The organism is Acidovorax temperans (assembly GCF_028596105.1).
Taxonomy (GTDB): Bacteria; Pseudomonadota; Gammaproteobacteria; order Burkholderiales; family Burkholderiaceae_C; genus Acidovorax; species Acidovorax temperans.
On record NZ_CP117193.1, the window covers coordinates 1,002,898 to 1,029,192 of the forward strand.

Consider the following 26,295-nt stretch of genomic DNA (forward strand, 5'->3'; position numbering starts at 1 on the left):
TAGGAATTGGGGTGAATGCGGGGGGGGGGATGGGCTTGTCACCGCACCGGCAGAGGTTCATCGTGGCTTGGGTTGCTTCACGAAATCATCAGGGCCCGACCGGGCTGGTGCACACGTCAAGGAGTGCGTCACGCGGTTGAACCGGCCTACAACAAGAAGGGAAAGTGCTCAATGTCTGAACACACCTCTCATCCCGCCCAGGGGCTCAACCGGCTGACCATTGCCCAGCAGATCAGCCTGCTGGCCGGGGTGGCAGTGCTGGCCCTGGTGGTCATCCTGGCGCTGAGCCTGGTGCGGGTGCAGCAACTGGGCGCCACGGTGGAAGAACTGGGCCACGAACAGGTGGAGCGCCTGCAACTGGCGCTGCGCTGGCGCAGCAACATTGCGGTGAACGCCACGCGGGTGCTGTCCATCACCCAAACCGATGGAGACAACTTGCAAGGCTATTTCAAGGACGTGATGGGCAGCACCACGGCCGACACGACCAAGGTGCAGCAGCGCTACACCGAGCTGGAGAAAAGCCCCGGTGGGCTGCGCATTCAGGAAGAGCTGGCCACCGTGCGCAAGTCGTACCTGGAAACGCGCGACAAGGCGCTGGCCATGAAAAAGGCGGGCGACGTGGCGCAGGCCAAGGACTTTGCCTTGAAGGAGTTTGCGCAGGTGGTAGACCGCTACAACGCCGTGGCCGACAAGATGGTGGCCTACCAAATTGAGCGTTCGGAAGCCCAGGCGGCTGAGGCCAGCGCGCTGATCCGCTCGTACCGCATGGCGGTGGTGGTGGCCGGTGTGGCGGGGCTGGCGTTGCTGGTGGTGCTGTCGTGGGTGCTGGTGGCGCGCATCCGCCAGTCGCTCAGCGAAGTCAGCGGCGTGGCGCGCCGTATCGGCGAGGGCGACTTGTCCCGCCCTGTGCAGGTGACTGGCCGGGGCGAGGTGGCCGAGATGATGCTGGCCATGCAGCAGATGCAGGCCTCGCTGGTGCGTATCGTGGGCGAGGTGCGCCTCAGCAGCGACAGCATTGCCACCGGCTCCAGCGAGATTGCGACGGGCAATGCTGACCTAAGCCAGCGCACCGAAGAACAGGCCAGCAACCTGGAAGAAACCGCCGCGTCGATGGAAGAGCTGACCAGTACCGTCAAGAACAATGCCGATACGGCACACAAGGCGGCCGCGTTGGCGGGCGAGGCCTCACGCGCGGCCGTGCAGGGGGGCGAAGTGGTGGGACAGGTGGTGAGCACCATGGAAGAAATCTCCGCTGCCTCGCGCAAGATCACCGACATCATTTCCGTGATCGATGGCATTGCCTTCCAGACCAACATCCTGGCGCTGAACGCTGCTGTGGAGGCTGCCCGCGCAGGCGAGCAGGGGCGGGGCTTTGCGGTGGTGGCCAGCGAGGTGCGCAGCCTGGCCCAACGCTCGGCCGACGCGGCCCGCGAGATCAAGACCCTGATCGGCGCAAGCGTCGAGAAAGTGGAAAACGGCACCCAGCTGGTGAGCGAGGCCGGGCGCAGCATGGAGGGCATCGTGGCCCAGGTGCAGCGCGTGAGCGACCTGATTGGCGAAATCTCCAGCGGCACGAGCGAGCAGACCACCGGCATCAGCCAGGTGGGCGAAGCCGTCACCCAGCCGGACCAGGTGACCCAGCAAAACGCAGCGCTGGTGGAACAAAGCGCCGCCGCTGCCGACAGCCTGCGCCACCAGGCGGCCAAGCTGGCCGAGGTGGTGAGTGTTATCCGTCTGGCGTCTTAGCCTGCCAGTTGTTGGCGCCAGCGACGTCCTGTTCACGGTGTCCGAAAGGATCGTGAACAGGCTGAAAGATCACACCGAGCGGCTGCGCGCCAGCGGAGGGTTCTTGGCAAAGTAGCGGGTAATGCCCCGCATCAGCGCATCGGCCAGCTGCTGCTGGTAGGCGCTGCTGCGCAGACGGGCTTCTTCTTCGGGGTTGCTGATGAAGGCAGTCTCTACCAGCACGCTGGGAATGTCGGGTGCCTTGAGCACAGCAAAGCCTGCTTGCTCCACACGGGGTTTGTGCAGCCGGCCGATATTGCCAATCTCGCCCAGCAGCACGGTGCCGAGCTTGAGGCTGTCGTTGATCTGCGCAGTGGTGCTCATGTCCAGCAGGGCGCGCTGCACATGGCGGTCTTTGCTCTGCACGTTCAGGCCACCCACCAGGTCGGCCTGGTTTTCCTTGTTGGCCAGCCAGCGCGCTGCCGTGCTGGATGCGCCGCTTTGGCTCAGCGCAAACACGCTGGCACCGCGCGCGGCGGGGGTGGTGAAGGCATCGGCGTGGATGCTGACGAACAGATCGGCCTGCACGCGCCGCGCTTTTTCCACCCGCGTGCCCAGGGGCACGAAGTAATCGCCGTCGCGGGTCAGAAACGCGCGCATGGGGTTGCCGCCCACGGTGGTGGCGTTGATGCGGTCGCGCAGCAGGTGGGCCACGCGCAGCACCACGTCTTTTTCGCGCGTGCCGGCGGGGCCAATGGCGCCGGGGTCTTCACCGCCGTGGCCGGGGTCCAGCGCCACGATGATGATGCGGTCGGTTTGTGTAGCTGTGGCCCGCCCGCCCGGGCGGTTGGCCGCCACGGGCGGAGCCGCCGGTATAGGCGCGGCCGGGGTGGGTGTGGCGCTGGGCCCGGGGCGGTCGGCGTGCTGGGCAATCAGGTCGCCCAGCGGGTCGGCTGGTTCGTTCGGCTTGGCGGGCGCAGCGGTTTTGTCCGCAGGGCGGGGCGGGGCAGACGCCGTGGCAGCAGCCGCTGGCGCGGTGGTGTCCCGCAGGCGCTCGGCAATCAGGGCTTCGAGCGGGTCTACGGGCTCTGCCGGGTACAGGTCGAACACCAGGCGGTGCTGGTAGGCCGCGATGGGCGGCAGGGTGAACACCTGGGGCTGTGCGGCCTGCTTCAAATCGACCACCAGTCGCACCACGCCAGGGGCGTTTTGCCCCACGCGGATGCCGGCAATGTTCGGATCGTCGGGCTTGACCTTGGCGACCAGTTCGCGCAGTTCGGGGCTGAGGTCAATGCCTTCAATGTCCACCGCCAGCCTGGGTGGGGTGGTCACGAAAAACTGCTTGGCCACCAGCTTGGTGTCCGACTCGATGGTGACGCGCGAATATTCGGGCGCTGGCCACACCCGCACGGCCAGGATGCTGGCGCCGCGCGCAATCTGCTGCGTGCCCAGCAGCAGCACCAAACTGCCGGCCTGCAAGAGGCTGCGCCGGCTGGGCGCGCGCGGTGGGTGGGCGGGGTGTGCGTCAGCGGTCATGCGCTCAATCCTTGGAGCAGGCTGCGGCCGGTGGCGGTGCCTGCACGCAGGGTGACTTGCCTTTCGGTTTCGTTCATTGCTTCAATGTGTATAGCAAGGTCCGCAGGCGGGGTAAGCGCTGCAGCCTTTTCGGGCCATTCTGCCAGCTTGAGGCCGGGGCTGGCAAAGATGTCCCGAAAGCCCGCGTCTTCCCACTCGCGCGGGTCGTCAAAGCGGTAGAAGTCGAAGTGCCAGATGGCCAGCTGTGCAGTTTCGTGCGGCTCCACCACGGCGTAGGTGGGGCTCTTGATGCGGCCTTGCACACCCAGCGCGCGCAGCAGGTGGCGCACCAGCGTGGTTTTGCCCGCGCCCAGGTCACCGTGCAGGGTGATGAACGCGTTGGCCAGCGCAGGCTGTGCAGCCAGCCGCTGGGCCCAGGCGGCGGTGTCGTCCTCGCTGCGCCAGGTGGTGGTGGCCTGGGCTGTGCCGGGGCTTTCTACAATCTGGCCGGTATGTGGTGCAACAGTCAACTCGTTCCTCAAATTCAGGAGTGGGCCCGCGAGCTGGGATTCTCCCAAATCGGCGTGGCCGGGGTGGATTTGTCTGCGTCAGAGCCGGGATTGATGCAGTGGCTGGCGCAAGGGTTCCATGGTGACATGCATTACATGGCCGCCCACGGCCTGAAGCGCGCCCGCCCGGCCGAGCTGGTGCCGGGCACCGTGAGCGTGATCACCGCGCGCATGGACTACCTGCCCCGCGACCGGGACAGCGCCCCCGCTGTGGCCCAGGCGGGCGGCTGGCAGGCCATGGAGCTGCAGCGCCTGCAGCGCCCCGCCGAGGGCATCGTCTCGATGTACGCAAGGGGGCGCGATTATCACAAGGTATTGCGCGCCCGCCTGCAAAAACTCAGCGACCGCATAGCAGAAGCGGTGGGGCCTTTTGGCCACCGGGTGTTCACCGATTCAGCCCCCGTGCTGGAGGCCGAGTTGGCCGCCCGCAGCGGCCAGGGCTGGCGCGGCAAGCACACGCTGGTGCTCAACCGCGAGGCGGGCTCCACCTTCTTTTTGGGCGAGATCTACGTGGACATGGCCCTGCCGGCCACCGAGCCCGTCACCGCCCACTGCGGCAGTTGCAGCGCCTGCATCGACGCTTGCCCCACGCTGGCCATCGTGGCGCCCCACCGAGTGGATGCGCGGCGTTGCATCTCTTACCTCACCATCGAATACGCAGGCCCCATTCCTCTGGAGTTGCGGCCCCTGATGGGCAACCGCATCTATGGCTGCGACGACTGCCAGCTGGTGTGCCCCTGGAACAAGTTTGCCCAGGTCAGCCGCCTGCCGGATTTTGATGAGCGCAAGGGCTTGTCGGGCCAGCAGCTGGTGCACCTGTTTGCGTGGGACGAGCCCACCTTTTTGCGCATGACCGAGGGCGGCCCCATTCGCCGCATCGGCCACGAGCGCTGGCTGCGCAACGTGGCCGTGGCGCTGGGCAACGCACTGCGGCAGGCTGACAGTGCGGAGCTGCGCAGCGCCCTGCAGTCACGCGCGCAAGACCCGAGCGAGCTGGTGCGCGAGCATGTAGCCTGGGCGCTGGCGGTTTGAGGTGAAATTGGGCTCTGACGCTTGATGGATAAGCGCTAGTAGCTATTTTTTTGATAGCAATCCGGTGCTTTGCAGCGTCTGCACCAGCCCATCGGTAAAACGCGCGTAGCCGGCTGCATTGGCATGCACGCTGTCGGCGCGCAAGCGGGCGTCTGCCAGCACGGTAGACCAGCCATCGGCATGCAGTGGAATCTTCAGCGCCTTGGCTGTCTCTGCGTACACATCGTGGTCGCTCAGGTGCCCTGCCGCTGCCATGAGCGATAGGCCGGGCACAGCCACCAGCAGCACCTGCGCGCCGCTGGCACGCGCCTGCTCGCCAATGCGGCGAAGGTGGGTGCGCGTGGTTTCGAGCGGCAGGCGCCGCAAAAAGTCATTGCCGCCGATGCTCACGATCACTAGCGCGGGCCGGTGCTCTTGCAGCAGGGCGGGCAGCCGTTCCAGCGCCTGGGCCGAGGTGTTGCCAGAAACGCCTGCGTTGATCACATTCCAGCCGGTGCGGGCTGCCAGCAGGGTGGGGTAGGCGGTGTCGGCCGATGCCCCCACGCCAGAAGTCAGCGAATCGCCCAGCGCCAGCACGGTGGCACCCGCTGGCACAGGCTGGGTGGCAGGCCTTCGGCTGCAGCCGGGCAGCCCTGCGCCCGCTGCAAGTAGCACCAGGGCTCCCAGCAAGGCGCGTCGGTCGATGGTGGGTTTCATCGCAAAAATCCCAGTGCGAATGGCAGGCTGGCCACCCCCAGCACGGTAGACAGCGTGACGAGCCCGGCCACATAGGGCCCGTTGTAGCCCATGCGCGCCGCCAGCACGTAGCAGGTAGACGCCGTGGGCAGGGCCGAGAAGGCCAGCAGCACCGTGGTTTGCACGGCGTCGAGCTGGAACCAATGCGCCATGCCCCAGGCAATCAGCGGTTGAATCAGGTGGCGAATGGACAGAACCGACACCGTGAGCAGGCGGCTGCGGCCCAGTAGCCCAAACTGCATGCCCGCGCCCGCCGCCATCAGCCCCAGGGCCAGCGATGATGCGCTGATGCGGCTCACCGTAGGCTCCATCCAGCCCGGAATGCGAAAGCCCAGCAGGTTGGCCACCAGGCCCGACGCCGTGGCGATGATGAGCGGATTGCGCAGCAGCTCGCGCACAAAGCCCTGGCCGCCGTGGCGTGCCATGGGCCACACGGCGGCCACGTTGAACAGCGGCACGCACACACCAATCAGCACCGCAATCATCAGCAAGCCTTGCGCGCCTGCCAGGCGCTCGGCAATCGCCAGGCCGATGAACGAATTGAAGCGGAACGCCACCTGTGCGCTGGCGGCATGGTCGCGGCGCTCCAGGTGCGAGCCCAGCCAGGGCCAGTAGGGCAGCGAATACGCCAGCGCAATGCCCGCCACGCCCGAGAGCAGCCCCGCCGCCATCAGGCTGGACGCAGCGCCCACGTCAATCGGGCTTTTGACGATGGACTGGAACAGCAACACCGGAAACAGCAAGTAATACACCAGGCTCTCGACGGGTTGCCAGATCGATCGGTTCAGGGGGGTGTACCGGCACAGCAGGTAACCGAACAGGATGAGAGAGAAATCTGGAAGCAGGAGCTGGGCGTAATTCACGTTTCGAGAATACCTGAAGCGCCTGCCCCGGGTGGGCTGGCAGGCTATCAGCCGGCTGCTGCATCGGGCACCTCGCACCGGCGCGTATGCCCCGGGTATCTGTGCGAAATCCCTAAGACCCGCCGGAAAAACATTCGCATAACATTGCAGACGTACGAAAACCCCAAAAGGAGAAATCGATGGACCGTCGCCACTGGATCGCGCTGGTACTGGCCACTGCTGCAGGATCTGCAGCCGCACAAGCCTACCCGAACAAAATCATCAAGCTGCAGGTGCCCTTTGCACCTGGCGGCACCACCGACATCATTGCCCGCGTGATCGCCGACCCACTGGGCAAGGCCCTGGGCCAGAGCGTCATCGTGGAAAACAAAGCGGGTGGCGGTGGCATCGTGGGCGCCAATGAAACGGCCAAGTCGGCCCCGGACGGCTACACGCTGGGCATTGCCACGGTCTCCACCACGGCCGCCAACCCGGCCATCAACCCCAAGACGCCCTACAACCCGCTGACGGACTTCACGCCCATCATCAACATCGCGGCCACGCCCAACATCATTGCGGTGCACCCCAGCTTTCCGGCCAAGGACTACAAGGGCTTCATTGCCGAACTGAAGAAGTCCGCAGGCAAGTACTCGTACTCGTCTTCGGGCACCGGCGGCATCGGCCACCTGCAGATGGAGCTCTACAAGAGCTTGACCGGTACGTTTGTGACGCACATCCCCTACCGAGGTGCAGGCCCCGCCCTGAATGACACGGTGGCGGGCCAGGTGCCCATGATTTTTGACAACCTGCCCTCGGCGCTGCCCTTCATCAAGGAAAACCGCCTGGTGCCCATCGTGGTGGCCGCACCCCAGCGCGTGGCCGCTCTGCCCAATGTGCCTACGTTCAAGGAAGTGGGGCTGGAGCCTGTGAACCGCATGGCCTACTACGGCATCGTGGGGCCCAAAGGCCTGCCCAAGGACGTGGTGGACAAGGTCAATGCCGCCGTGCGCAAGGCGCTGGAAGATCCGGCCGTGAAAAAGCGCATCGAGGATACCGGCTCCATCGTGGTGGGCAACACGCCCGAGCAGTTTGCCGAACAGATCAAGGCCGAGTTCAGCGTCTACAAAGACGTGGTGGCCAAGCAAAAGCTCACGCTCGACTAAGCACTGCACTGAAGCAAAGCCGCGCGGGCCTGATCTGCGCGGCTTTTTTCATGGCGCGTGCTGTGGGCGTGCTATCGTTTTTGGATGCTTGAAGACAGCCTGCGCGCGATCGATACCTTTGTGGATGCCCTGTGGCTGGAAGACGGCCTCTCGCGCAACACCCTGGCAGCATACCGCCGTGACCTCACGCTCTACGCCCAGTGGCTGGCACAGCAGCAGCCCCCGTTGGCACTGGACGCCACAGCCGAAATGCACCTGAGCGGCTACTTTGCCGCCCGCCATGCGCAAACGCGGGCCACCTCGGCCAACCGGCGCCTGACGGTGCTGCGCAGGTACTTTCACTGGGCCTTGCGCGAACGCCGCATCACCCAGGACCCGACCCTGCGCCTGCAGGCTGCACGCCAGCCCCTGCGGGTGCCCAAAACCCTGTCGCAGGCCCATGTGGAGGCCTTGCTTAGCGCCCCTGACCTGGGCAACCCCCTGGGCCTGCGCGACCGCACCATGCTGGAGCTGATGTATGCCAGCGGCCTGCGCGTGACGGAACTGGTCACGCTCAAGACCTTTCAGGTGGGGCTCAATGAAGGCGTGCTGCGCGTGATGGGCAAAGGCAACAAGGAGCGGCTGGTGCCTTTTGGCGAAGAAGCGCGCAGCTGGCTGCAGCGCTACCTGCAAGAGGCGCGCGGCGCCATCCTGGCCGGGCAGCAGACGGATGACCTGTTCGTGACCCACCGCGGCGAGGGCATGACGCGCGTGATGTTCTGGGTCATTGTGAAAAAGTGGGCGCAGGTGGCGGGCATCACTGTGCCCCTATCGCCCCACACACTGCGCCACGCCTTTGCCACCCACTTGCTCAACCACGGGGCGGATTTGCGCGTGGTGCAACTGTTGCTGGGGCATGCCGATATTTCAACCACCACCATCTACACCCACGTGGCGCGGGAGCGGCTCAAGGCGCTGCATGCGCAGCACCATCCACGCGGCTGAGTCCTGCGTTGGGATGGGGGCCGTGTTGCACCCCGCAAGCAAAAGGGCTCCGTTGCTCGGAGCCCTTTTTGATTTGTTGGGGGAGATGCTCGGTCAGTCTGCGTTCAAGTCTTCGGCCCAGGCCAGCGCCTGCAAGTGGGCCCAGTTGACCTGGCGGTTGGACAGATGAAGTTCGTCGGCCATGCGGGCAAACGTCACGTCATCGCCAGATTCACAGGCTTTGGTCAACTCCAGGAAGGGCGCGAACACGCCGGTGCCGTGCAGCAGGGCATCTGTCACCGGCTGGGGCAGGGCCACGGATTCAAGGGCCTTTTCCAGCGGCACGTTCAGCATGGTGTCGAGCAGCGAGAACACCCCCACCACGAAGGCGTTGTCGCATTCCTCCGGGGGCAGCAATTCAGCCGCCAGCAGCTCCATCAGGCGCCCGCGCACCACGGCAGTCTGTCCCACGGCAGGAGGGGCCCCGTCGCGCGAGGTGGTCATGAGCAGCGCCGCCCAGCGGAACAACTTCTTGAGGCCCAGGATCATCACCGCGTGGCGGAAGGAAGTCACTTCGCACGACAGGCCAAACCCCGACGAGTTGATGAAGCGCAGCAGATTGAAAGACAGGGTGGGGTCTTTCTTGAGCAGGTCTTCGATCTCGCTGGTGTCCGCCTGTTTGCGCACCAGGTTGATGAGCTGAATGATGGTGGCTTGCGAAGGGCGGATGGTGGTGGCTTTGACCAGGGAGGGCTTGGCAAACCAGAAGCCCTGGAACAGTTTCACGCCCAGGTTCGACATCATCTGGAACTGCTCGGCGGTTTCCACCTTTTCAGCCACTAACGTGGCTTTGGCGTATTGGCTCGCAAACTTCACCAGCGGGCCTGCCAGCTCGGGCTTGAAGGTCTGCAAGTCCAGCTTGATGAAGGAGGCCAGAGACATCCAGCTGGCGTAGGGCTTGCGCAAGGCGTTTTGGTTCAGCGCCAGGCGAAAACCGCGTTCGCGCAGAGCCTGCAGCACGGGCACGCGCTGGTCGATTTCTTCCTGCGTTGCGCTGTCGGGCAGTGGGGGCACTTCCAGTACCACCTTTTCGGGGTGGATCAGTTCCAGGTGGCCACCCGCCAAGCTCTCGTGCGTGCAGTTGATGAACACCGTTTTCTTGCCCACCAGGGCTTCGGTGCCCGCATAGGACAAGGCGTTGAATAGCAGCGCAGCATCGCTGGCGGCGGTGTGGGCATCCGATGCGGTGGAACGGTCGAACAACTCGTAACCGTAGACCGCACGGTTGTGGTCCACGATCGCCTGGCGTGCAATGACGGCCATGTTGCTCGCGTCCACATCTTCCTGCGGGACAGCGGTATCGGCGGGCGGGATGTTTTGTTCGGTGGTGCTCGACATGGTGCGGCTAGAAATGAATTGAGCGGAACGCTTCGTCACATTCTAGGCGCTGTATTGACGGGGACGTGCAATGCCTGAGCACATGGGGGCAACCCTCCGGTGGTCGGTATCCGCCCCGCCGTGCGTTGCCGCCAGCGGCGCCATGCAAGCGGGCCTCTGGGCAGTTCACTCGGTCATCTGGTCTGCCCAGGCCAGGGCTTGCAGGTGGGCCATGTTGATCTGCTGGCTGCTCAGGTGCAGGGTCCCCGCAGCCTTGTGGAAAACGGCGTCGTCGCTCGATTCGCAGGCTTCAGCCAGCGTGAGCAAGTCGCCCAGCACGCCTTCGCGGCGCAGCAGGGCGGCGGCCACGGCGTCGGGCACGGTCAGCAGCTTGAGGGCCGATTCCATCGGAATGGACAGCATCACATCCAGCAACGAGAAGATGCCCACCACGAAGGCCTGGTCGGCTTCTTCCGGGGGCATGCTCTCCAGCGCCAGCAATTCCATCAACCGGCCGCGCACCACGGCGGTCTGGCCCACCGAGGACGGCGCAGCGCCTGTGCGTGCTGCCGTGAGCAGCAGGGCCGCCCAGCGGAACAGCTTTTTCAGGCCCAGCAGCATCACGGCCTGGCGGAAGGACGTGATCTCCCGGTTCAGCCCAAACCCGGCCGAGTTGATGAGGCGCATGAGGTTGAACGCCAGGCCGGCATCTTTCTTCAGCACCTCTTCAATATCGTCGGTGCTGGCTTGCTTGCGCACCAGGTTGATGAGGTGGACGATGCTGGCCTGTGCAGGCGAGAGCAGCTTGGTCTCTACCAGCGAGGGGCGCGCGAACCAGTAGCCCTGGAACAGTTGCACCCCTTGGCTGGAAACCATGTCGTATTGCTGGGCCGTCTCAACCTTCTCGGCAATCAACTCCGCCAGGCTGTTGCGTGCGGCGTAGCGGATCAGCACGGCCAGTTGGTCAGGGGCCAGCACCGACAGATCCAGCTTGATGTAGTCGGCCAGGGGCAACCAGGCGGCGTAAGCGGATTCGAGCACGGTGTGGTTGAAGGCGAGGTGAAAGCCACGATCACGCAAGCCCATGAGGATGGGCAGGCGCGTTTCCACCTCCTGCGCAGCTGCGTGGCCCAGCGGCGGAATCTCCAGCACCACCTTGTCCGGGTCCAGCAGCTCCAGGTGCCCGCCCGAGAGGCTTTCGTGGGTGCAGTTCACAAAAATCAGCTTCTTGCCAACCAGCTCTTCAGTGCCCGCATGCGACAGCGCTGTGAACACCAGAATCACATCGGTGGCGGCGGTGTGCCCGATGCCGGTGCGCGAACGGTTGAACAGCTCATAGCCAATCACTGCCTGCTGCGCATTGACGATGGCTTGGCGCGCGATCATGGCCACAGTGGCTTGCCCCGATGTGTTGCTTGCAGGATAGGCCGCTGCATTGGCGGGTGTAGTGGACATGGCTGGCTACTCACGTGTGAACAATTCAAAAGATGCAAAAACAACCAACTCATTTTAGGGAGCGCCCAATTCCCGGGCGTTTCGCTCAGCCCTGCTGCAGCCATTGAAGTTCCGTTTCGGTGAAACCAGCGCGGCGGCGGGCTTCGTCGTTGAACGGCGGTTTGAGGCGCGGGGCTTCGTATTGCCGCACCAGGACGGCGTAGTGCGTTTCCGGGCTCAGCCCCTCGCGCTCGCACAGCCAGCGGTACCAGTGGTTGCCGATGGCCACGTGGCCCACCTCGTCGTGCAGGATGGTATCGAGGATGGTGGCGGCGTCCAATGCATCGGGCGTACCCACCTGCCGAAGCTTGCGCTGAATCAAGGGCGTGGCGTCCAGCCCGCGGGCTTCCATGGTGCGCGGCACCAGGGCCATGCGCGCCACAATGTCGTGCTGCGTCTTCTCGCACATGGTCCACAGGCCCTGGTGCGCGGGGAAATCGCCGTAGTCGTAGCCGTGGGCGCGCAGGTGGCTGCGCAGCATCTCGAAGTGCGTGGCCTCTTCGGCGGCGACGCGCAACCAGTCGTGGTAGTAAGCGGTTGGCATGCCGTCAAAGCGCCAGACGGCATCAAGCGCCAGGTTGATGGCGTTGAATTCGATGTGGGCAATGGCATGCACCAGAACGGCACGCCCTTCGGGGGTGGCGGGTGAGCGCCGGGCCATCTCGGTGTGGCGCAGCAGCAGGGGACGCTCGGGGTGCCCCGGCAGGGTGCCGATCTCAGCCGGGCTGGGGGTGAATTTCTCTGCTATCGAATATGTAGCTAGTTGCGCTTGCAGGGCAAGCGCTGCAGCCGATTTTTGATCAGGGTCGGCAAGTTGCAAAACCTGCAATGCACATTGGCGAAGCTCCATCCGTACAATTCTAGGCCCTGCTGCTGAGCGCACTGCACACGCTTTGTAACCAATTGGCAGCCCCTTTGTCTTCTCACTGGAGTGTGTTGCATGGCTTTGTATGAACTGGATGGTGTGGCGCCGCTGGTGCCGGGTTCCGCATGGGTGGCAGACAGTGCCCAGGTCATGGGCGAGGTGCATCTGGGTGAAGACGCCAGCGTGTGGTTCGGTGCCGTGGTGCGGGGTGACACGGCACGCATCAGCATTGGCGCGGGCACCAACATCCAGGACGCCAGCGTGTTGCACGCCGATTTTGGCCAGCCGCTGGTGGTGGGCGAGCGCGTCACCGTGGGGCACCAGGTCATGCTGCATGGCTGCACCATTGGAGATGAATCGCTGATCGGCATTGGCGCCGTGGTGCTCAATGGAGCGAAGATTGGCAAGAACTGCCTGGTGGGCGCAGGTGCACTGGTCACCGAAGGCAAGGAATTTCCCGATGGATCGATGATCATCGGCGCCCCCGCCAAGGCCGTGCGTGAATTGACGCCCGAGCAGATCGAGGGGCTGCGCCAAAGCGCGCTGCACTACATCGAGAACGCCCGCCGCTTCAAGCAGGGCCTGCGCCGCATCGATTGAGATCTTCGCGCCTTCTATTTTTGTTTTTCTGGAATCCCCGAGTGTCTGAACTCCACAAGTTTTTGTTTGAAGGCCTGCCCGTGCGCGGCATGATCGTGCGGCTGACCGATGCTTGGACCGAGGTCCTGCAGCGCCGCAACAGCAATTCGGCCACCGGCGCCTATCCCGCACCCGTGCAGGAGTTGTTGGGCGAGATGGCTGCGGCTGGTGTGCTGATGCAGTCCAACATCAAGTTCAACGGCGCGCTGGTGCTGCAGGTGTTCGGGGATGGCCCGGTGAAGGTGGCGGTGGCGGAGGTGCAGTCGGACCTCAGCCTGCGCGCTACCGCCACCATCAACGGCGACATCGCTGCCGATGCCCGGCTGAGCCAGATGGTCAATGTGGGCGGCGGCGGGCGTTGCGCCATCACGCTGGACCCCAAGGATCGCCTGCCAGGCCAGCAACCCTACCAGGGCGTGGTGCCGCTGCACGGCGACCATAACGAAAAACTCGAACGCCTGTCGGATGTGCTGCAGCACTACATGCTGCAGTCGGAGCAGCTGGACACCGTGCTGGTGCTGGCGGCCAACAGCGAGGTGGCTGCGGGCTTGCTGATCCAGCGCATGCCTATGAAGGGCGAGGGCAATCTGGCCCAGGGGCTATCGCACCGCGAGAACGAAGACCAGATTGGTCACAACGAAGACTACAACCGCATCGCTCATCTGGCTTCCAGCCTGACCCGTGACGAGTTGCTGACCCTGGATGTAGACACCATCCTGCGGCGCTTGTTCTGGGAAGAAAAGCTGCTGCGCTTCGAGCCCTTGGAGGGCGAGCGCGGTCCGCGCTTTGCCTGCACCTGCAGCCGCGAACGCGTGGCCAACATGCTGCGCGGCCTGGGCGCTCAAGAGGCTGAAAGCATTCTGGCTGAGCGCAGCGAGATCGAGGTGGGTTGCGAGTTCTGTGGCCAGCAATACCGCTTCGATGCGGTGGATGCGGCGCAGCTCTTCCTGCAATCTGCTGCCGCCCAACCGCCTGCGCCATCGGGCGTTCAATAAGCCCGCGCCGCTTGCCCCAGGCCGATGGGGCGGGTGTGGTGTGCCGCCCCAAGGTGCTGATCAGAGCCCTCCCAGAGGGTGACGATTGTTGACAGATAGTTTGACGGACCTCTCCTAAGATTCTTCCCAGAAGGAAGGGTTTGCATGGATTTTTTCCGTCGATTTTTGGGAGTGTCGGCATCCAACGCAGGGGCTCAGGCTGGCCCTGCTGGCGAGGCCATCGCCCTGGCTTCGCCGCCAGAGGATTCCGTGCCTGCCGAGCTGGATGTGGATGCCGCCATCAACGCGCACGAACGCTGGAAAGCCCGCTTGATGGACTACCTGGAAGGGCGCCTGCCAGTGGGGCTGGACCCTGACGTGATCCGCCGGGATGACTACAGTGCCTTGGGGCGCTGGTTGCATGGGGTGGGCGCCGACGTGTTGGGCCCCCACCCTGCCTACCCTTTGCTGATGGCACGGCACCGCTACTTTCACGAACAGGCTGCCGAGATGGTGCAATGGGCCCAACAGGGGGAGTGGGACCATGTGGTCGCCATTCTCAACGGCCGCTACCGGTTTGCTTCGAACCAGATCGTGCTTTTGCTCAAGTCCATCCGGCAGGGTGTGAGGCAGGAAGCCTGAGGAGCGTTTCGGCCGCAGCCCAAGGCTGCGGTGTTTTCGTCACCGCGTGGCAGCCAGCCGCAGTGATGTGAACAGGCGGTGCTCGCAAATCGGGTCACTGCATTTCTCGCAGCCCCAGGAGCGCATTTTCAGACGCCCCTGGTCATCGTCCTCATCTCGCCGCCCATCTGCACTACCAACGGGCGCTCGTGTGATGCTCACTGCGGTAGATGGGGACGAGGCTTGCAGCGCCTGGGCTGCGGCCAGCGCGGTGGTCAGGCGGCGGGCGGTGCTGCCGTACACCACCCGATAAGGTATCCCGCTGGCCTGGAGCTGGCGGCGCAGTTCGGCGTCGCGATGCTCGCGGTTTTCCTGTTCATCAGGGGGGCAAGGCCAGTCGAGTCCCGTCAATAAAGTGATGGGAGTGAGCGGGGGCAAGGAAGCCTCTGGTGAAGCCGGGAGCGCGCTGTCAGCACTGGGAAGGGCTTGCATCAGAGGATGCAGCTGAGCCGTGTGCACGCCCAGCTCGGCAGTCAGCGCTGCCAGAAGTTCATGCACTCCGCTGTGCGGTGCGCCCACGAGGTAAATAGCCATGGGCGTCAGAGGCTAAGGGGAGTCGTGGAGGGGGTGTGGCTGGTGCAGCGCAGTTCAACGCGGGGTGAACTGCACGTACACCTCGCCTTGCTTGACCATGCCCAGCTCGCTGCGGGCTTTTTCTTCCACCATGTCCAGACCCTCTTTCAGGTCATGCACTTCCGAGGCCAGCCGTTCATTGGCCTGGCGCACCTGCGCGTTGGCTGCTTTTTGCGCCTCGATTTTTTGCTGCATGGCAGCCACCTGCGGCAGACTGCCGCGCCCCAGCCACAACTGCGCATGCAGTGCGACCAGCAGCGCCAGCAGGACAACAGGAACCAATCGGATGCCCATGGGGTGGCCTCAGAGAAGGAGGTCAAGCACAGGGCCGCGCCGCACTTGCGCAGCGGCGCATGCCCTGCAGTACATCAACGCAGGTTGTAGAAGGCTTCGCGGCCGGGGTAGTGGGCAACGTCACCCAGGTCTTCTTCAATGCGCAGCAACTGGTTGTACTTGGCGATGCGGTCCGAGCGCGACAGCGAGCCGGTCTTGATCTGGCCAGCATTGGTGCCCACGGCGATGTCGGCAATGGTGCTGTCTTCGGTTTCGCCCGAGCGGTGCGAGATCACGGCAGTGTAGCCAGCGCGCTTGGCCATTTCGATGGCGGCAAACGTTTCGGTCAGCGTGCCGATCTGGTTGATCTTGATGAGGATCGAGTTGGCGATGCGCTTGTCGATGCCTTCCTTCAGGATCTTGGTGTTGGTCACGAACAGGTCGTCGCCCACCAGCTGCACGTTCTTGCCCAGGCGTTCGGTCAGGATCTTCCAGCCGTCCCAGTCACCTTCGTGCATGCCATCTTCGATGCTGATGATGGGGTACTTGTCGCACCAAGATGCCAGCATGTCCGTCCACTGCTGGGCGGTGAGCTTGAGGCCGCCTTCGCCTTCGAGCACGTAGTGCCCGTCTTTGTAGAACTCGCTGGCAGCGCAGTCCAGGCCCAGGGCGATCTGGTCGCCAGCGGTGTAGCCTGCGGCTTCGATGGCTTGCAGGATCAGCTGGATGGCTGCTTCGTGGCTTTCCACGCTGGGGGCAAAGCCGCCTTCGTCGCCCACGGCAGTGCTGATGCCCTTGTCGTGCAGGATCTTCTTCAAGGCGTGGAACACTTCGGCGCCCCAGCGCAGGGCTTCGCGGAAGGTGGGGGCGCCCACGGGGATGATCATGAACTCTTGCAAGTCCAGGCTGTTGTTGGCGTGCGCGCCGCCGTTGATGACGTTCATCATGGGCACAGGCAATTGCATGCTGCCCATGCCGCCCAGGTATCGGTACAGGGGCAGGCCGGATTCTTCGGCGGCAGCGCGGGCCACGGCCATCGACACGGCCAGCATGGCGTTGGCGCCCAGGCGGCTCTTGTTCTCGGTGCCGTCCAGGTCGATCAGGGTCTGGTCCAGGAAGGCTTGCTCGGAAGCATCCAGGCCCAGCACGGCTTCGCTGATTTCGGTGTTGATGTGTTCCACGGCCTTGAGCACGCCCTTGCCCAGGTAACGGCTCTTGTCGCCATCGCGCAGCTCAATGGCTTCGCGGCTGCCAGTGGAGGCACCCGAGGGCACGGCTGCGCGGCCCATCACGCCCGATTCGAGCAGCACGTCGCATTCGACGGTGGGGTTGCCGCGGCTGTCCAGCACTTCGCGGCCTACGATGTCAACGATGGCACTCATGGTTTTTCCTTTTACAGAAGTTTCAAGTCAAATCGGGTGCTAGCGCTTATTTGGAAAGCGCTATAAGCTATCAAAATCAGAGCATCAAAGGCCTTCGACGCAGACCAGTCGCATGATGGCCGCGCCTTCGCGGGCGGCGCGGGCTTTGCCGTATTCGGGCGAGTGGTAGAAGGCCTTGGCCGCCTCGAAGCTCGGGAACTTGGCAATCACCACGCGCTCTGGGGTCCAATCCCCTTCCATCACTTCCACTGCACCGCCGCGAACGCAAATTTCAGCGTTGTGGGCCTGGAAGGCCGCAGTGGACCATTTTTTGTATTCCTCGTACTGGGCAGGGTTCGTCACGCGGACGTTGGCAATGAGGTAGCCGCTGGGCATGTGGTCAGGCTCCAAAGTTGTTTTCGAGGAATCCGTTTTTCTTGGTCACGTCGTCGAGGGCCACCAAGGTTTCCAGCAGCGCCTTCATGTGCTTGAGCGGCACGGCGTTGGGGCCGTCGGACCAGGCCTCGGCGGGCTTGGGGTGGGTTTCCATGAACAACCCTGCCACGCCCACGGCCACACCGGCGCGGGCCAGCACGGGCACCATGTCGCGGGCGCCGCCGCTCACGGCACCCAGGCCGCCGGGCTTTTGCACCGAGTGGGTCACGTCAAACACCACGGGCGCGCCAGACTTGCGCATCTCTGCCAAGCTGGTCATGTCGGCCACAAGGTTGTTGTAGCCAAAGCTCACTCCGCGTTCGCAGGCCAGGAAGCGGTCTTCCGACAGGCCGGCTTCGTTCGCGGCAGCGCGGGCCTTGTCGATGACGTTCTTCATGTCCCAGGGGGCCAGGAACTGCCCCTTCTTGATGTTGACCGGCTTGCCCGACTGGGCCACGGCGCGGATGAAGTCCGTCTGGCGGCACAGGAAGGCGGGTGTTTGCAGCACATCGACCACGCTGGCCACGGGGGCGACCTGCGATTCGTCGTGTACGTCGGTCAGGATGGGCAGATGCAACTGGCGGCGCACTTCGTCCAGGATCTTCAGGCCCGCGTCCAGCCCCACGCCGCGCTGGCTGGTGCCAGAGGAGCGGTTGGCCTTGTCGAACGAGCCTTTGTAGATCAGCGGAATGCCCAGGGCGGTACAGACTTCCTTGAGCTGGCCTGCCACGTCCAAAGACATCTGCAGGCTTTCAATGGAGCATGTGCCCGCGATGAGGAAGAACCGGTGGTTCAGGCCGACGTCGAATCCGCACAGTTGCATGGCCGTTTCCTTCAGGCTTTTTTCGCCGCTTGCTGGTGTTCCACCGCCGCCTTGATGAAGGCGTTGAACAGCGGGTGGCCGTCCCAGGGGGTGGACTTGAACTCGGGGTGGAATTGCACGCCGATGTACCAGGGGTGCACGGTGGTGGGCAGTTCCACGATTTCGGTGAGCTGCTCGCGCTGCGTCAGGGCCGAAATCACCAGGCCCGCCTTGCGCAACTGGTCCAGGTAGTTCACATTGGCTTCGTAGCGGTGGCGGTGGCGTTCGGTCACCACGTCGCCATAGATGCGATGGGCCAGGGTGCCGGCCTGCACGTCAGACGATTGCGCGCCCAGACGCATCGTGCCGCCCAGGTCAGAGTTCGCATCGCGCGTCTTGATGGTGCCGTCGGCATCCTTCCACTCGGTGATCAGTGCGATCACAGGGTGCTTGGCCTGAGGGTCGAATTCGGTGGAATTGGCTCCTTCCAGCCCCGCGACGTGGCGGGCGTATTCGATGGTGGCCACCTGCATGCCCAGGCAGATGCCCAGGTAAGGCACCTTGTGCTCGCGGGCAAACTGGGCTGTGCTGATCTTGCCTTCCACGCCGCGGCTGCCGAAGCCGCCGGGCACCAAGATGGCGTCGTACTTGGCCAGCTTGCCAGCGGCGTTGGCGCTGTCGATGGTTTCGGAATCCAGGTGCTCGATCTTCACGCGCACATGGTTCTTCATGCCGGCGTGGCGCAGCGCCTCATTGACGGACTTGTAGCTGTCCGACAGGTCCACATACTTGCCCACCATGGCGATGGTGACTTCGCCTTGGGGGTGCTCGGTTTCGTGCACCAGTTCATCCCAGCGCTTGAGGCTGGTAGGGGGCGTGTTCAGGCGCAGCTTGTCGCAGATCAGGCCGTCCAGGCCTTGCTCGTGCAGCATGCGGGGCACCTTGTAGATGGTGTCCACGTCCCACATGCTGATCACGCCCCATTCGGGCACGTTGGTGAACAGCGAGATTTTTTCACGCTCTTCTTCGGGCACCTGCTTTTGCGCACGGCACAGCAGCGCATCGGGCTGGATGCCGATCTTGCGCAGCTCTTGCACGGTGTGCTGGGTGGGCTTGGTCTTGAGCTCGCCGGCCGTGGCAATCCAGGGCAGGTAAGTCAGGTGCACGAAGGCCGAGTTGTTCGGGCCGAGCTTGAGGCTCAACTGGCGCACGGCTTCCAGGAACGGCAGCGACTCGATATCGCCCACGGTGCCGCCCACTTCGCAGATGGCCACGTCCACCGCGTCGTCGGTGCCAATGCCCGCGCCGCGCTTGATGTATTCCTGGATTTCGTTGGTGACGTGCGGGATGACCTGCACGGTCTTGCCCAGGTAGTCGCCACGGCGCTCTTTTTCGAGCACGGACTGGTAGATTTTGCCCGTGGTGAAGTTGTTGGACTTCTTCATGCGCGTTTCAATGAAACGCTCGTAGTGGCCCAAGTCCAGGTCGGTTTCTGCGCCGTCATCGGTCACGAAAACTTCGCCGTGCTGGAAGGGCGACATCGTGCCGGGGTCTACGTTGATGTAGGGGTCGAGCTTGATGAGGGTGACTTTGAGTCCCCGCGATTCGAGGATCGCGGCAAGGGAGGCTGAGGCGATTCCCTTACCGAGGGAAGACACCACACCGCCGGTGACGAAGACAAATTTGGTCATGTCGTTTTATGGTGGTGGGAAATTGGGATTATAGATGGGCGCTACCTTCGCGCTCTTGCGGGCCTGTGCATAGCCCGCGCTGGGGTCTGCTAAATTCGCGCCCATGAATGAGCTTGCTGGCAAACACATTGTTCTGGGTCTGAGTGGAGGCGTGGCTTGCTACAAGGCAGCCGATTTTTGCCGCCAGCTCATCAAGGCGGGGGCTACCGTGCAGGTCGTGATGACCGAGGCCGCCGAGCAGTTCATCACACCCGTCACCATGCAGGCGCTGTCGGGCCGCACGGTGTACGGATCGCAGTGGGATGCGCGTGAGCCCAACAACATGCCGCACATCAACCTCAGCCGCGAGGCTGACGCGATTGTGATTGCGCCGTGCAGCGCCGATTTCATTGCCCGCCTGGTGCAAGGCCGAGCCGACGAGCTGCTGAGCCTGATGTGCCTGGCCCGACCCATCGACCGTGTACCCCTGCTGCTGGCGCCCGCCATGAACCGCGAGATGTGGGCGCACCCCGCCACCCAGCGCAACCTGGCCCAGGTGGCGCAGGACGGTGCCACGGTGCTGGGTGTGGGCAACGGCGACCAGGCCTGCGGCGAAACCGGCGATGGGCGCATGCTGGAGCCCGGCGAACTGCTGGAAGAGGTGATTGCCTTTTTTGCCCCCAAGGTGCTGGCAGGTCAAAAAGTGCTGATCACGGCCGGCCCGACGTTCGAGGCCATCGACCCTGTACGGGGCATCACGAACCTTTCGAGCGGAAAAATGGGTTTTGCCATTGCCCGCGCTGCGCGTGAAGCGGGTGCCGACGTGACTCTGGTGGCAGGGCCTGTGCATTTGCCCACGCCCCGCGGCGTACGCAGGCTGGATGTGAAATCAGCACAAAATATGCTCGAAGCCGTTGAAGGGCAAGCGCAAGGTGCTACTCTATTCATAGCAGCTGCGGCCGTCGCAGACTGGCGCGTGGCAAGCCAGTCCACCGAAAAAATCAAGAAGGATGGCTCGGGTCAGCCCCCGGCGCTGAATTTTGTGGAGAACCCCGACATCCTGGCCCGCGTGGCCCAATCGCCCCGCGCCCAGTCTGGGGCGTTGTACTGCGTGGGCTTTGCCGCTGAAAGCCACGATTTGCTGGCCCATGCCACTGCGAAGCGTTTGCGCAAGGGTGTGCCGCTGCTGGTGGGCAACATTGGCCCCGCCACTTTTGGTCAAGACGACAATGCCCTGCTGCTGGTAGACGAGCAGGGCCACCGCGAACTGCCGCATGCCTCCAAGCGCGCACTGGCGCAACAACTGGTCGCAGAAATAGCTCGGCGGTTGCCGCGCTGAGCGTGGCGCACCTTGTTGCGCGCCAGCCATGGCGAAGATCAGGGCCTTCTGCGGTGCGCGGAAGGCTTTCGCCATAGGCCTTCCATTTACTTTTCCAAGAGAACCTGTTTCATGAAGATCGACGTCAAGATTCTGGATCCACGCATGGCCGAGCAACTGCCGACCTATGCCACCCCTGGCAGCGCCGGCCTGGACCTGCGCGCATGCCTGGATGCGCCCCTCACGCTGCAACCCAACGCGTGGCAGCTGGTGCCCACGGGCATCGCGGTGTACCTCAAAGACCCTGGCTATGCTGCGCTGATCCTGCCTCGCTCGGGCCTGGGCCACAAACATGGCATCGTTTTGGGCAACCTGGTGGGTCTGATCGACAGCGACTATCAGGGGCAGTTGATGGTGAGTGCCTGGAATCGCAGCGATGTGGCGTTCACGATCGAGCCGATGGAGCGCCTGGCACAAATGGTCATCGTGCCGGTGGTGCAAGCCCAGTTCAATGTGGTGACAGATTTTGTGGCGACCGAGCGCGGCGCTGGCGGCTACGGCTCTACCGGCACTGCCTGAAGTGGCAAAGCGATAGGGCGGCTCATCGTGATCCAGCCCGCCATGTCAGACTTTTCTTACGTTTGGTAGGGCTTGTTACTGACCTGCGCTGTGGTCGGCGTGCACTGGATGCGGCGTTGAATCGTTGGTGTGATGGACAGTGCTTAGATCGTGCGGGTGCATGTTGCGTTTGCAGCACCCGATTGCCACCCCTTCAAGGAGAAACTGATGCGCCATTTTTACCGGACCGCCGTTGCAGCCGTCTCTGCTGCCGCCGTGTTGGCATTGACCGCTTGTGCGAGCAATCGTAACGACCCCTATTACGGCGGCGGCTACCAGGGCACAGCCCCTGCGTATCCCGCGCCTTCACAGAACCCATACGCCACGGAATTCGGGCGTGTGAGCAATATCGAGGTGCTTCATAACCAAAGCCGCGGTGGCGGGCAAACATCGGGTGCCGGCGCAGTGCTGGGTGCCGTGGTGGGTGGGGTGCTTGGTAACCAGGTGGGCAAGGGCTCAGGCCGCGCAGCAGCCACTGCCGTGGGTGTTATTGGCGGCGCCGTGGCCGGCAACGCGATTGAGGGCCGCAACAACCCCGGTGACTACGCCCAGGGCTATCGCATCTCGGTCCAGCTCGATCAGGGCGGCTACCGCGCCTACGACGTGAGTTCGCCCGGCGATTTGCGCATTGGTGATCGCGTGCGTTTGTACAACGGCCAGATTTCTCGCCAATAACCCGGCGCATCCAGTGCGTTGAACCCCCGTAATGTTCATGCGGGGGGCTCATCCCACCGGTGCTTGGCTTGTGTGCGTTTCAGTGCAGCAACTGGTTACCGGGCGCCTGGGCTTCAATGCGGAAGAAACCGGTGCCCGCCGTGCCGCGACCTACCTCCTCTTCGGTCGCCTCACGCACCGACTCCACCTTCAGCTGCAGACGCAGCGCAATACCCGCCAGCGGGTGGTTGCCGTCGAGCACGATGTGTTCAGGGTAAATTTCTGCCACGGTGTACAGGCCGGTGCGGGGTGCATCGGGGTTGCAACCTTCGGGCAAAGCCGTGCCTTCAAAAGTCATTCCTTCTTCCACTTCGGCAGGGAAAAGGTGGCGGGGTTCCAGGAAGAGCAACTGGTCGTTGAAGTCACCAAAAGCGTCTTCAGGTTCCAGGTGCAGTGACAGCTTGGCGCCTGCGCTGTGACCTTGCAGGGCTTCTTCGATGCGGGGCAGCAAATCGTTGCCGCCCAGCAGGAATTCCACCGGCTCATCCAGCACGTCGAGTTCTTCACCAAGGGTGTCTTTGAGGGTCCAGGTCAGTGCGACCACGCATTGTTGGGTAATTTCCATAGGAGAATTGTCGCAGTTTGACCAACAGCCCCGCCAGGGGCAGGTGCCTTCATCCATGGATATCCAACAACCCCTGACCCTGCTGGGCGGTCTCACGCCAGCCCAGTTCATGCGCCGCCACTGGCACAAAAAGCCTTTGCTGGTGCGCCAGGCCATCCCCAATTTCCAACCCCCGGTGCTGCGCCCCGAGATGTTTGCGCTGGCGGCCCAGGAGTCGGTGGAGTCGCGCCTGGTACAACAAATCAAGGGTGGCTGGAAGCTCCGCCACGGCCCGTTTGCGCGCCGCTCCTTGCCCGCAATGAGCCAGCGCGAGTGGACTTTGCTGGTGCAGGGGGTTGATCTGCACAACGACGCAGTGCACCAGTTGATGCAACAGTTCCGGTTTGTGCCAGAGGCGCGGTTGGACGATCTGATGATCAGCTACGCCACCGACGGTGGCGGTGTGGGGCCGCATTTCGACAGCTACGACGTCTTTTTGTTGCAGGCCCACGGTCGCCGTCGCTGGCGCATTGGTCGCCAGAAGGACTTGACCCTCAAGGAAGGCATTCCTCTCAAGGTGCTGGCGGAGTTTGAGCCGGAGGAAGAGTTTGTGCTGGAGCCGGGCGACATGTTGTACCTGCCTCCTCGCTATGCTCATGACGGGATTGCCGAGGGCGAATGCATGACCTACTCGATAGGCTTCCGTGCGCCCGCCCGTGCCGAACTGGCGCAGGAGTTGCTGGTGCGCCTGTCGGAGGATGCGGCAGAGGATGAGCAGGTGCAGATGTACCGCGATGCCAAGCAGGAAGCGGTGGCAGAGCCGGGTGCAATTCCTGCCGAACTGCAAGCCTTTGCCAAGGAGGCGCTGGAGCGTGCCCTGTCGCAGCCTTTGGCCTTGGAGCGCGCCCTGGGTGAATACCTGACCGAGCCCAAGCCCAACGTCTGGTTTGAAGCCAGTGATGGTGGCGCCATGCTGGAAGCGGTGCGCCTGGACCGCCGCACGCGCATGATGTACGACGCGCAGCACATCTTCATCAACGGCGAAAGCTACCGTGCTGGGGGCAAAGACGCCACTTTGATGCGCCGCCTGGCCAACCAGCGCTACCTCAGCTCCAAAGACATCCAGCGTGCCAGCGACGAGGCGCTGGAGTTGCTCTCGATTTGGTGCGATGACGGCTGGGCGCACGCCTGCTCCGACGACACCTCTACCCCATGACTACTAGCGACTTGCCTGTGTCCAGCTCCTCTGGCCTGCCCGAGGGGCGGTTTTCTGGGCGCGAGGCTTTTCAGCAAATGGTGCGCGACGCCTTCGCCACTGCTGCACGCGAGGGCTGGGCCGAAATTCTGATCAGCGATGCCAACTTTCACGATTGGCCGTTGGGGGAGCGGGCGGTCGTGGAGTCGCTCCAGGCCTGGGCAAAAGGTGGGCGGCGCTTCACCATGCTGGCCGTCAGCTACGACGATGTCATTCGGCGGCACGCGCGTTTTGTGGGGTGGCGCGGCACTTGGGATCACATCATGACCTGCCGTAAAAGCCCCGCGGCAGACCCTCTGGAATTACCCAGCGTGCTCTGGTCGCCTGGGTGGGTCATGCAGCGACTGGATCCGGTGCGTTGTGCTGGCGTGGCGGGAGGCGAAGCCGATCGCAGAGTGCTGGTGCGCGAGGTTCTGAACGAATGGCTGCGCAGTAAAAGTTTCCCCGGTTTCCCGTCCACCACGTTGGGACTTTGATGTCCGTCAAGCCTGGGGTAAGCTCGCGCCGCTGTTAGCACCCCACAGGGTGTTGCGTCTGCGCCTATGTCAACTTGCTGTAAACCTTTTTTCAGTGTTATTGATCGGGCCCCATAAAGATTGAACTTTCTGCTGATTTTCGCGTTCGAAGCAGCATGGACAAAGAAGACGCGAGATACCAAACCCTGGAGCAGCTTCACGAGCGGCGCAAGCAAGTCATCCGACTGCACAAACGGGGCATCAAAGTCATGGAACTGGTGCAGATGTCGGGCTTGAGCTACCCGGCTGTGCGCAAGGTGCTTGATCTGTTCGAGCAAGGCGGCTGGCCAGCCATCAAACCAGCCGGTCGTGGTCGCACGAAAGGCGATGCCCGATTGCTCACGCCCGAGCAAGAAGTCCACATCCAAAAGACCATCTGCGACAAACGTCCCGAGCAATTGAAGATGGACTTCTTCCTGTGGAGTCGCGCCGCCGTGATGCAGCTTATCGAACAGGAATGTGGCTTGAAATTGGGTGTGCGCACCGTGGGCAAATACCTGGCACGCTGGGGTTTCACCCCACAAAAGCCCATCAAGAAGGCATACGAACAACGCCCCGAAGCCGTCAAGGCCTGGCTAGATGAACACTACCCGGCCATCGAGGCCAAGGCCAAGGCTGAGGGCGGCGAAATCCACTGGGGCGATGAGACCGCACTGGTCAACACCGATGTACGCGGCAGGAGCTATGCACCAGCAGGTGAGACACCCGTGGCGTTCACGGTGGGCAGCACACGCCAGAAGCTGTCGATGATCGCCACGGTGACCAACCGGGGCAAGGCACGCTGGATGATCATTGACGAGGCCTTCAACAGCGACAAGTTGATTGAGTTCCTGGAGGCCTTGATCAAGGACGCGGGCAAGAAGGTGTTCCTGATCCTTGACAACCTGCGTGTACATCACAGCAAACCGGTCAAGGCGTGGCTGGCAGAGAGAAAGGAACAGATCGAGGTGTTCTACCTGCCCAGCTACAGCCCGGAACTCAACCCAGAAGAGCGTTTGAACGCCGACCTCAAGCAGGCCATGGGCAAGCGGGTCCCGGTCAGAACAAAGGCAAAACTGCGCGATGCGGCCAACGAACACATGGCCATGCTGGAGAAGTCACCCGAGCGGGTGATGAGCTACTTTCAGGATCCCCGCGTCAAATATGCCGCCGCTTGAGACTTCATGGGGCCGGAGCAATAGTCACTATTGACTAAATGCCAATATAATTTACGGCTGCACCGCAAAATGGTGCAATTGTTAAATGCATTGCGCCAATGCGTACCAGGGCTTCAACGCGCCGGTCGCCGTGGCTTTTCAAGATTTTTGTTTGTCCAACTAGGAAATTTGAAATGAAGAACTCCGTCGTTCTGGCCGCTCTGATCGCTGCTGCTGCTCTGGCCGCTTGCGGTAAAAAAGAAGAACCCGCACCAGCACCTGCTCCCGCAGCTGCTCCCGCTCCTGCTGCTGAAGCCGCTCCTGCAGCCCCAGCTGCTTCCGAAGCTGCTCCTGCTGCTTCTGACGCTGCCGCTCCTGCTGCTGACGCTGCCAAGGCTGCTGCTGACACCGCTGCTGCCGCTGCCACTGGCGCTGCTTCCGAAGCCAAGTAATTCGTGATGAGGTAGCCTTTCCGCAGGGAGAGGTTGCATCGCCACCCCAAAGCCC

The 26,295-nt window shown here is 63.3% G+C and carries 28 protein-coding genes; 14 read left to right on the forward strand and 14 right to left on the reverse strand.

The features are described from left to right. Positions 1 to 171 precede the first annotated feature (171 nt). Positions 172 to 1,746: a methyl-accepting chemotaxis protein gene (locus PQV96_RS04690; RefSeq protein WP_273624738.1), complete on the forward strand. Its 1,575-nt coding sequence runs from the start codon at positions 172 to 174 to the stop codon at positions 1,744 to 1,746. 69 nt (positions 1,747 to 1,815) lie between these two features. Here PQV96_RS04690 and PQV96_RS04695 read toward each other — a convergent pair whose 3' ends face one another. Together PQV96_RS04695 and tsaE are read right to left on the reverse strand one after the other, a co-directional pair. Continuing rightward, positions 1,816 to 3,261 carry an N-acetylmuramoyl-L-alanine amidase gene (locus PQV96_RS04695; RefSeq protein WP_273624739.1) on the reverse strand — a complete coding sequence of 482 codons (1,446 nt, stop codon included), beginning with the start codon at positions 3,259 to 3,261 and terminating at the stop codon, positions 1,816 to 1,818. Further along, positions 3,258 to 3,770: a tRNA (adenosine(37)-N6)-threonylcarbamoyltransferase complex ATPase subunit type 1 TsaE gene (gene tsaE, locus PQV96_RS04700; RefSeq protein ID WP_207374345.1), complete on the reverse strand. Its 513-nt coding sequence runs from the start codon at positions 3,768 to 3,770 to the stop codon at positions 3,258 to 3,260. Before tsaE ends, PQV96_RS04695 begins: the two co-directional genes overlap by 4 nt. Between tsaE and queG the strand changes: the two genes are divergently transcribed. Next, positions 3,753 to 4,841 carry a tRNA epoxyqueuosine(34) reductase QueG gene (gene queG, locus PQV96_RS04705; protein ID WP_242638185.1) on the forward strand — a complete coding sequence of 363 codons (1,089 nt, stop codon included), beginning with the start codon at positions 3,753 to 3,755 and terminating at the stop codon, positions 4,839 to 4,841. The two genes, tsaE and queG, sit on opposite strands and share 18 nt — an antisense overlap. A 42-nt stretch (positions 4,842 to 4,883) precedes the next feature. Here the strand turns inward: queG and PQV96_RS04710 are convergent, their stop codons facing one another. Further along, the gene (locus PQV96_RS04710) at positions 4,884 to 5,537 is read right to left on the reverse strand and encodes a GDSL-type esterase/lipase family protein (protein ID WP_273624740.1); all 654 of its coding nucleotides are present in this window, start codon (positions 5,535 to 5,537) and stop codon (positions 4,884 to 4,886) included. Further along, positions 5,534 to 6,439, reverse strand: a complete 906-nt coding sequence (locus PQV96_RS04715) for an AEC family transporter (RefSeq protein WP_066695605.1) — start codon at positions 6,437 to 6,439, stop codon at positions 5,534 to 5,536. Before PQV96_RS04715 ends, PQV96_RS04710 begins: the two co-directional genes overlap by 4 nt. 179 nt (positions 6,440 to 6,618) lie before the next feature. Between PQV96_RS04715 and PQV96_RS04720 the strand changes: the two genes are divergently transcribed. Continuing rightward, positions 6,619 to 7,581 carry a tripartite tricarboxylate transporter substrate binding protein BugE gene (locus PQV96_RS04720; protein ID WP_273624741.1) on the forward strand — a complete coding sequence of 321 codons (963 nt, stop codon included), beginning with the start codon at positions 6,619 to 6,621 and terminating at the stop codon, positions 7,579 to 7,581. An 84-nt stretch (positions 7,582 to 7,665) separates the two neighbouring features. Continuing rightward, entirely contained in the window at positions 7,666 to 8,565 is a 900-nt protein-coding gene (gene xerD, locus PQV96_RS04725; protein WP_066693714.1) for a site-specific tyrosine recombinase XerD, read from the forward strand. A gap of 93 nt (positions 8,566 to 8,658) precedes the next feature. Here the strand turns inward: xerD and PQV96_RS04730 are convergent, their stop codons facing one another. The 3 genes from PQV96_RS04730 to PQV96_RS04740 all read right to left on the reverse strand — a co-directional run bounded on the left by PQV96_RS04730 (position 8,659) and on the right by PQV96_RS04740 (position 12,265). Continuing rightward, the gene (locus tag PQV96_RS04730; protein WP_273624742.1) at positions 8,659 to 9,942 is read right to left on the reverse strand and encodes an EAL and HDOD domain-containing protein; all 1,284 of its coding nucleotides are present in this window, start codon (positions 9,940 to 9,942) and stop codon (positions 8,659 to 8,661) included. A gap of 165 nt (positions 9,943 to 10,107) precedes the next feature. Continuing rightward, entirely contained in the window at positions 10,108 to 11,376 is a 1,269-nt protein-coding gene (locus PQV96_RS04735; RefSeq protein WP_273624743.1) for an EAL and HDOD domain-containing protein, read from the reverse strand. Positions 11,377 to 11,461: 85 nt separating this feature from the next. Beyond that, positions 11,462 to 12,265: a ferritin-like domain-containing protein gene (locus tag PQV96_RS04740; RefSeq protein ID WP_207374340.1), complete on the reverse strand. Its 804-nt coding sequence runs from the start codon at positions 12,263 to 12,265 to the stop codon at positions 11,462 to 11,464. A gap of 90 nt (positions 12,266 to 12,355) precedes the next feature. Between PQV96_RS04740 and PQV96_RS04745 the strand changes: the two genes are divergently transcribed. From PQV96_RS04745 to PQV96_RS04755, 3 genes are all read left to right on the forward strand, one after another. Next, positions 12,356 to 12,880, forward strand: coding sequence for a gamma carbonic anhydrase family protein (locus PQV96_RS04745; RefSeq protein ID WP_066693724.1), 525 nt, complete (start codon positions 12,356 to 12,358; stop codon positions 12,878 to 12,880). Between the two features lie 41 nt (positions 12,881 to 12,921). Beyond that, positions 12,922 to 13,914, forward strand: a complete 993-nt coding sequence (hslO, locus tag PQV96_RS04750; protein WP_273624744.1) for an Hsp33 family molecular chaperone HslO — start codon at positions 12,922 to 12,924, stop codon at positions 13,912 to 13,914. A gap of 144 nt (positions 13,915 to 14,058) precedes the next feature. Further along, entirely contained in the window at positions 14,059 to 14,535 is a 477-nt protein-coding gene (locus tag PQV96_RS04755; protein ID WP_273624745.1) for a CZB domain-containing protein, read from the forward strand. A 39-nt stretch (positions 14,536 to 14,574) separates the two neighbouring features. On the opposite strand, the gene PQV96_RS04760 is transcribed toward PQV96_RS04755, so the two are convergent. From PQV96_RS04760 to PQV96_RS04785, 6 genes are all read right to left on the reverse strand, one after another. Continuing rightward, positions 14,575 to 15,108 carry a hypothetical protein gene (locus PQV96_RS04760; RefSeq protein WP_273624746.1) on the reverse strand — a complete coding sequence of 178 codons (534 nt, stop codon included), beginning with the start codon at positions 15,106 to 15,108 and terminating at the stop codon, positions 14,575 to 14,577. A gap of 54 nt (positions 15,109 to 15,162) precedes the next feature. Continuing rightward, a complete protein-coding gene (ftsB, locus tag PQV96_RS04765; RefSeq protein ID WP_044401446.1) occupies positions 15,163 to 15,441 on the reverse strand; it encodes a cell division protein FtsB in 279 nt (92 codons plus the stop codon). 74 nt (positions 15,442 to 15,515) lie between these two features. Continuing rightward, positions 15,516 to 16,802, reverse strand: coding sequence for a phosphopyruvate hydratase (gene eno / locus PQV96_RS04770; protein WP_142081689.1), 1,287 nt, complete (start codon positions 16,800 to 16,802; stop codon positions 15,516 to 15,518). Positions 16,803 to 16,886: 84 nt separating this feature from the next. After that, positions 16,887 to 17,177, reverse strand: a complete 291-nt coding sequence (locus PQV96_RS04775) for a DUF1330 domain-containing protein (protein WP_207374336.1) — start codon at positions 17,175 to 17,177, stop codon at positions 16,887 to 16,889. Positions 17,178 to 17,181: 4 nt separating this feature from the next. After that, positions 17,182 to 18,039: a 3-deoxy-8-phosphooctulonate synthase gene (gene kdsA, locus PQV96_RS04780; RefSeq protein WP_273624747.1), complete on the reverse strand. Its 858-nt coding sequence runs from the start codon at positions 18,037 to 18,039 to the stop codon at positions 17,182 to 17,184. Positions 18,040 to 18,050: 11 nt separating this feature from the next. Continuing rightward, complete coding sequence (locus PQV96_RS04785) at positions 18,051 to 19,709, reverse strand: CTP synthase (protein WP_273624748.1); 1,659 nt, start codon at positions 19,707 to 19,709, stop codon at positions 18,051 to 18,053. Between the two features lie 103 nt (positions 19,710 to 19,812). On the opposite strand from PQV96_RS04785, the gene coaBC reads away from it, so the two are divergent. From coaBC to PQV96_RS04800, 3 genes are all read left to right on the forward strand, one after another. After that, a complete protein-coding gene (gene coaBC, locus PQV96_RS04790) occupies positions 19,813 to 21,027 on the forward strand; it encodes a bifunctional phosphopantothenoylcysteine decarboxylase/phosphopantothenate--cysteine ligase CoaBC (RefSeq protein WP_273624749.1) in 1,215 nt (404 codons plus the stop codon). Between the two features lie 111 nt (positions 21,028 to 21,138). Next, a complete protein-coding gene (gene dut / locus PQV96_RS04795; RefSeq protein WP_066693746.1) occupies positions 21,139 to 21,585 on the forward strand; it encodes a dUTP diphosphatase in 447 nt (148 codons plus the stop codon). Positions 21,586 to 21,792: 207 nt separating this feature from the next. Further along, complete coding sequence (locus PQV96_RS04800; RefSeq protein WP_066785061.1) at positions 21,793 to 22,299, forward strand: outer membrane lipoprotein; 507 nt, start codon at positions 21,793 to 21,795, stop codon at positions 22,297 to 22,299. Positions 22,300 to 22,378: 79 nt separating this feature from the next. Here the strand turns inward: PQV96_RS04800 and PQV96_RS04805 are convergent, their stop codons facing one another. Further along, on the reverse strand, positions 22,379 to 22,903 hold the full coding sequence (locus PQV96_RS04805) for an FKBP-type peptidyl-prolyl cis-trans isomerase (RefSeq protein WP_044401469.1): 525 nt from the start codon (positions 22,901 to 22,903) through the stop codon (positions 22,379 to 22,381). Between the two features lie 55 nt (positions 22,904 to 22,958). Between PQV96_RS04805 and PQV96_RS04810 the strand changes: the two genes are divergently transcribed. The 4 genes from PQV96_RS04810 to PQV96_RS04825 all read left to right on the forward strand — a co-directional run bounded on the left by PQV96_RS04810 (position 22,959) and on the right by PQV96_RS04825 (position 26,240). After that, the gene (locus PQV96_RS04810) at positions 22,959 to 24,098 is read left to right on the forward strand and encodes a cupin domain-containing protein (protein WP_273624750.1); all 1,140 of its coding nucleotides are present in this window, start codon (positions 22,959 to 22,961) and stop codon (positions 24,096 to 24,098) included. Beyond that, positions 24,095 to 24,613, forward strand: a complete 519-nt coding sequence (locus PQV96_RS04815) for a hypothetical protein (RefSeq protein ID WP_066785039.1) — start codon at positions 24,095 to 24,097, stop codon at positions 24,611 to 24,613. Before PQV96_RS04810 ends, PQV96_RS04815 begins: the two co-directional genes overlap by 4 nt. 155 nt (positions 24,614 to 24,768) lie before the next feature. Beyond that, positions 24,769 to 25,809 carry an IS630 family transposase gene (locus tag PQV96_RS04820; RefSeq protein WP_044395424.1) on the forward strand — a complete coding sequence of 347 codons (1,041 nt, stop codon included), beginning with the start codon at positions 24,769 to 24,771 and terminating at the stop codon, positions 25,807 to 25,809. A gap of 173 nt (positions 25,810 to 25,982) precedes the next feature. Continuing rightward, positions 25,983 to 26,240: a hypothetical protein gene (locus tag PQV96_RS04825; protein ID WP_066785041.1), complete on the forward strand. Its 258-nt coding sequence runs from the start codon at positions 25,983 to 25,985 to the stop codon at positions 26,238 to 26,240. Positions 26,241 to 26,295: the final 55 nt, after the last annotated feature.

Coding starts and splice junctions, on each gene's coding strand:
- PQV96_RS04785 (WP_273624748.1), bottom strand. CDS start 19,709: ATGACCAAATTTGTCTTCGTCACCGGCGGTGTGGTGTCTTCCCTCGGT.
- dut (WP_066693746.1), top strand. CDS start 21,139: ATGAAGATCGACGTCAAGATTCTGGATCCACGCATGGCCGAGCAACTG.
- PQV96_RS04745 (WP_066693724.1), top strand. CDS start 12,356: ATGGCTTTGTATGAACTGGATGGTGTGGCGCCGCTGGTGCCGGGTTCC.
- queG (WP_242638185.1), top strand. CDS start 3,753: ATGTGGTGCAACAGTCAACTCGTTCCTCAAATTCAGGAGTGGGCCCGC.
- PQV96_RS04760 (WP_273624746.1), bottom strand. CDS start 15,108: ATGGCTATTTACCTCGTGGGCGCACCGCACAGCGGAGTGCATGAACTT.
- eno (WP_142081689.1), bottom strand. CDS start 16,802: ATGAGTGCCATCGTTGACATCGTAGGCCGCGAAGTGCTGGACAGCCGC.
- PQV96_RS04735 (WP_273624743.1), bottom strand. CDS start 11,376: ATGTCCACTACACCCGCCAATGCAGCGGCCTATCCTGCAAGCAACACA.
- PQV96_RS04690 (WP_273624738.1), top strand. CDS start 172: ATGTCTGAACACACCTCTCATCCCGCCCAGGGGCTCAACCGGCTGACC.
- PQV96_RS04730 (WP_273624742.1), bottom strand. CDS start 9,942: ATGTCGAGCACCACCGAACAAAACATCCCGCCCGCCGATACCGCTGTC.
- PQV96_RS04825 (WP_066785041.1), top strand. CDS start 25,983: ATGAAGAACTCCGTCGTTCTGGCCGCTCTGATCGCTGCTGCTGCTCTG.
- PQV96_RS04755 (WP_273624745.1), top strand. CDS start 14,059: ATGGATTTTTTCCGTCGATTTTTGGGAGTGTCGGCATCCAACGCAGGG.
- coaBC (WP_273624749.1), top strand. CDS start 19,813: ATGAATGAGCTTGCTGGCAAACACATTGTTCTGGGTCTGAGTGGAGGC.
- PQV96_RS04740 (WP_207374340.1), bottom strand. CDS start 12,265: ATGGAGCTTCGCCAATGTGCATTGCAGGTTTTGCAACTTGCCGACCCT.
- xerD (WP_066693714.1), top strand. CDS start 7,666: ATGCTTGAAGACAGCCTGCGCGCGATCGATACCTTTGTGGATGCCCTG.
- PQV96_RS04820 (WP_044395424.1), top strand. CDS start 24,769: ATGGACAAAGAAGACGCGAGATACCAAACCCTGGAGCAGCTTCACGAG.
- PQV96_RS04810 (WP_273624750.1), top strand. CDS start 22,959: ATGGATATCCAACAACCCCTGACCCTGCTGGGCGGTCTCACGCCAGCC.
- PQV96_RS04695 (WP_273624739.1), bottom strand. CDS start 3,261: ATGACCGCTGACGCACACCCCGCCCACCCACCGCGCGCGCCCAGCCGG.
- PQV96_RS04775 (WP_207374336.1), bottom strand. CDS start 17,177: ATGCCCAGCGGCTACCTCATTGCCAACGTCCGCGTGACGAACCCTGCC.
- PQV96_RS04805 (WP_044401469.1), bottom strand. CDS start 22,903: ATGGAAATTACCCAACAATGCGTGGTCGCACTGACCTGGACCCTCAAA.
- PQV96_RS04800 (WP_066785061.1), top strand. CDS start 21,793: ATGCGCCATTTTTACCGGACCGCCGTTGCAGCCGTCTCTGCTGCCGCC.
- PQV96_RS04720 (WP_273624741.1), top strand. CDS start 6,619: ATGGACCGTCGCCACTGGATCGCGCTGGTACTGGCCACTGCTGCAGGA.
- PQV96_RS04710 (WP_273624740.1), bottom strand. CDS start 5,537: ATGAAACCCACCATCGACCGACGCGCCTTGCTGGGAGCCCTGGTGCTA.
- PQV96_RS04815 (WP_066785039.1), top strand. CDS start 24,095: ATGACTACTAGCGACTTGCCTGTGTCCAGCTCCTCTGGCCTGCCCGAG.
- ftsB (WP_044401446.1), bottom strand. CDS start 15,441: ATGGGCATCCGATTGGTTCCTGTTGTCCTGCTGGCGCTGCTGGTCGCA.
- kdsA (WP_273624747.1), bottom strand. CDS start 18,039: ATGCAACTGTGCGGATTCGACGTCGGCCTGAACCACCGGTTCTTCCTC.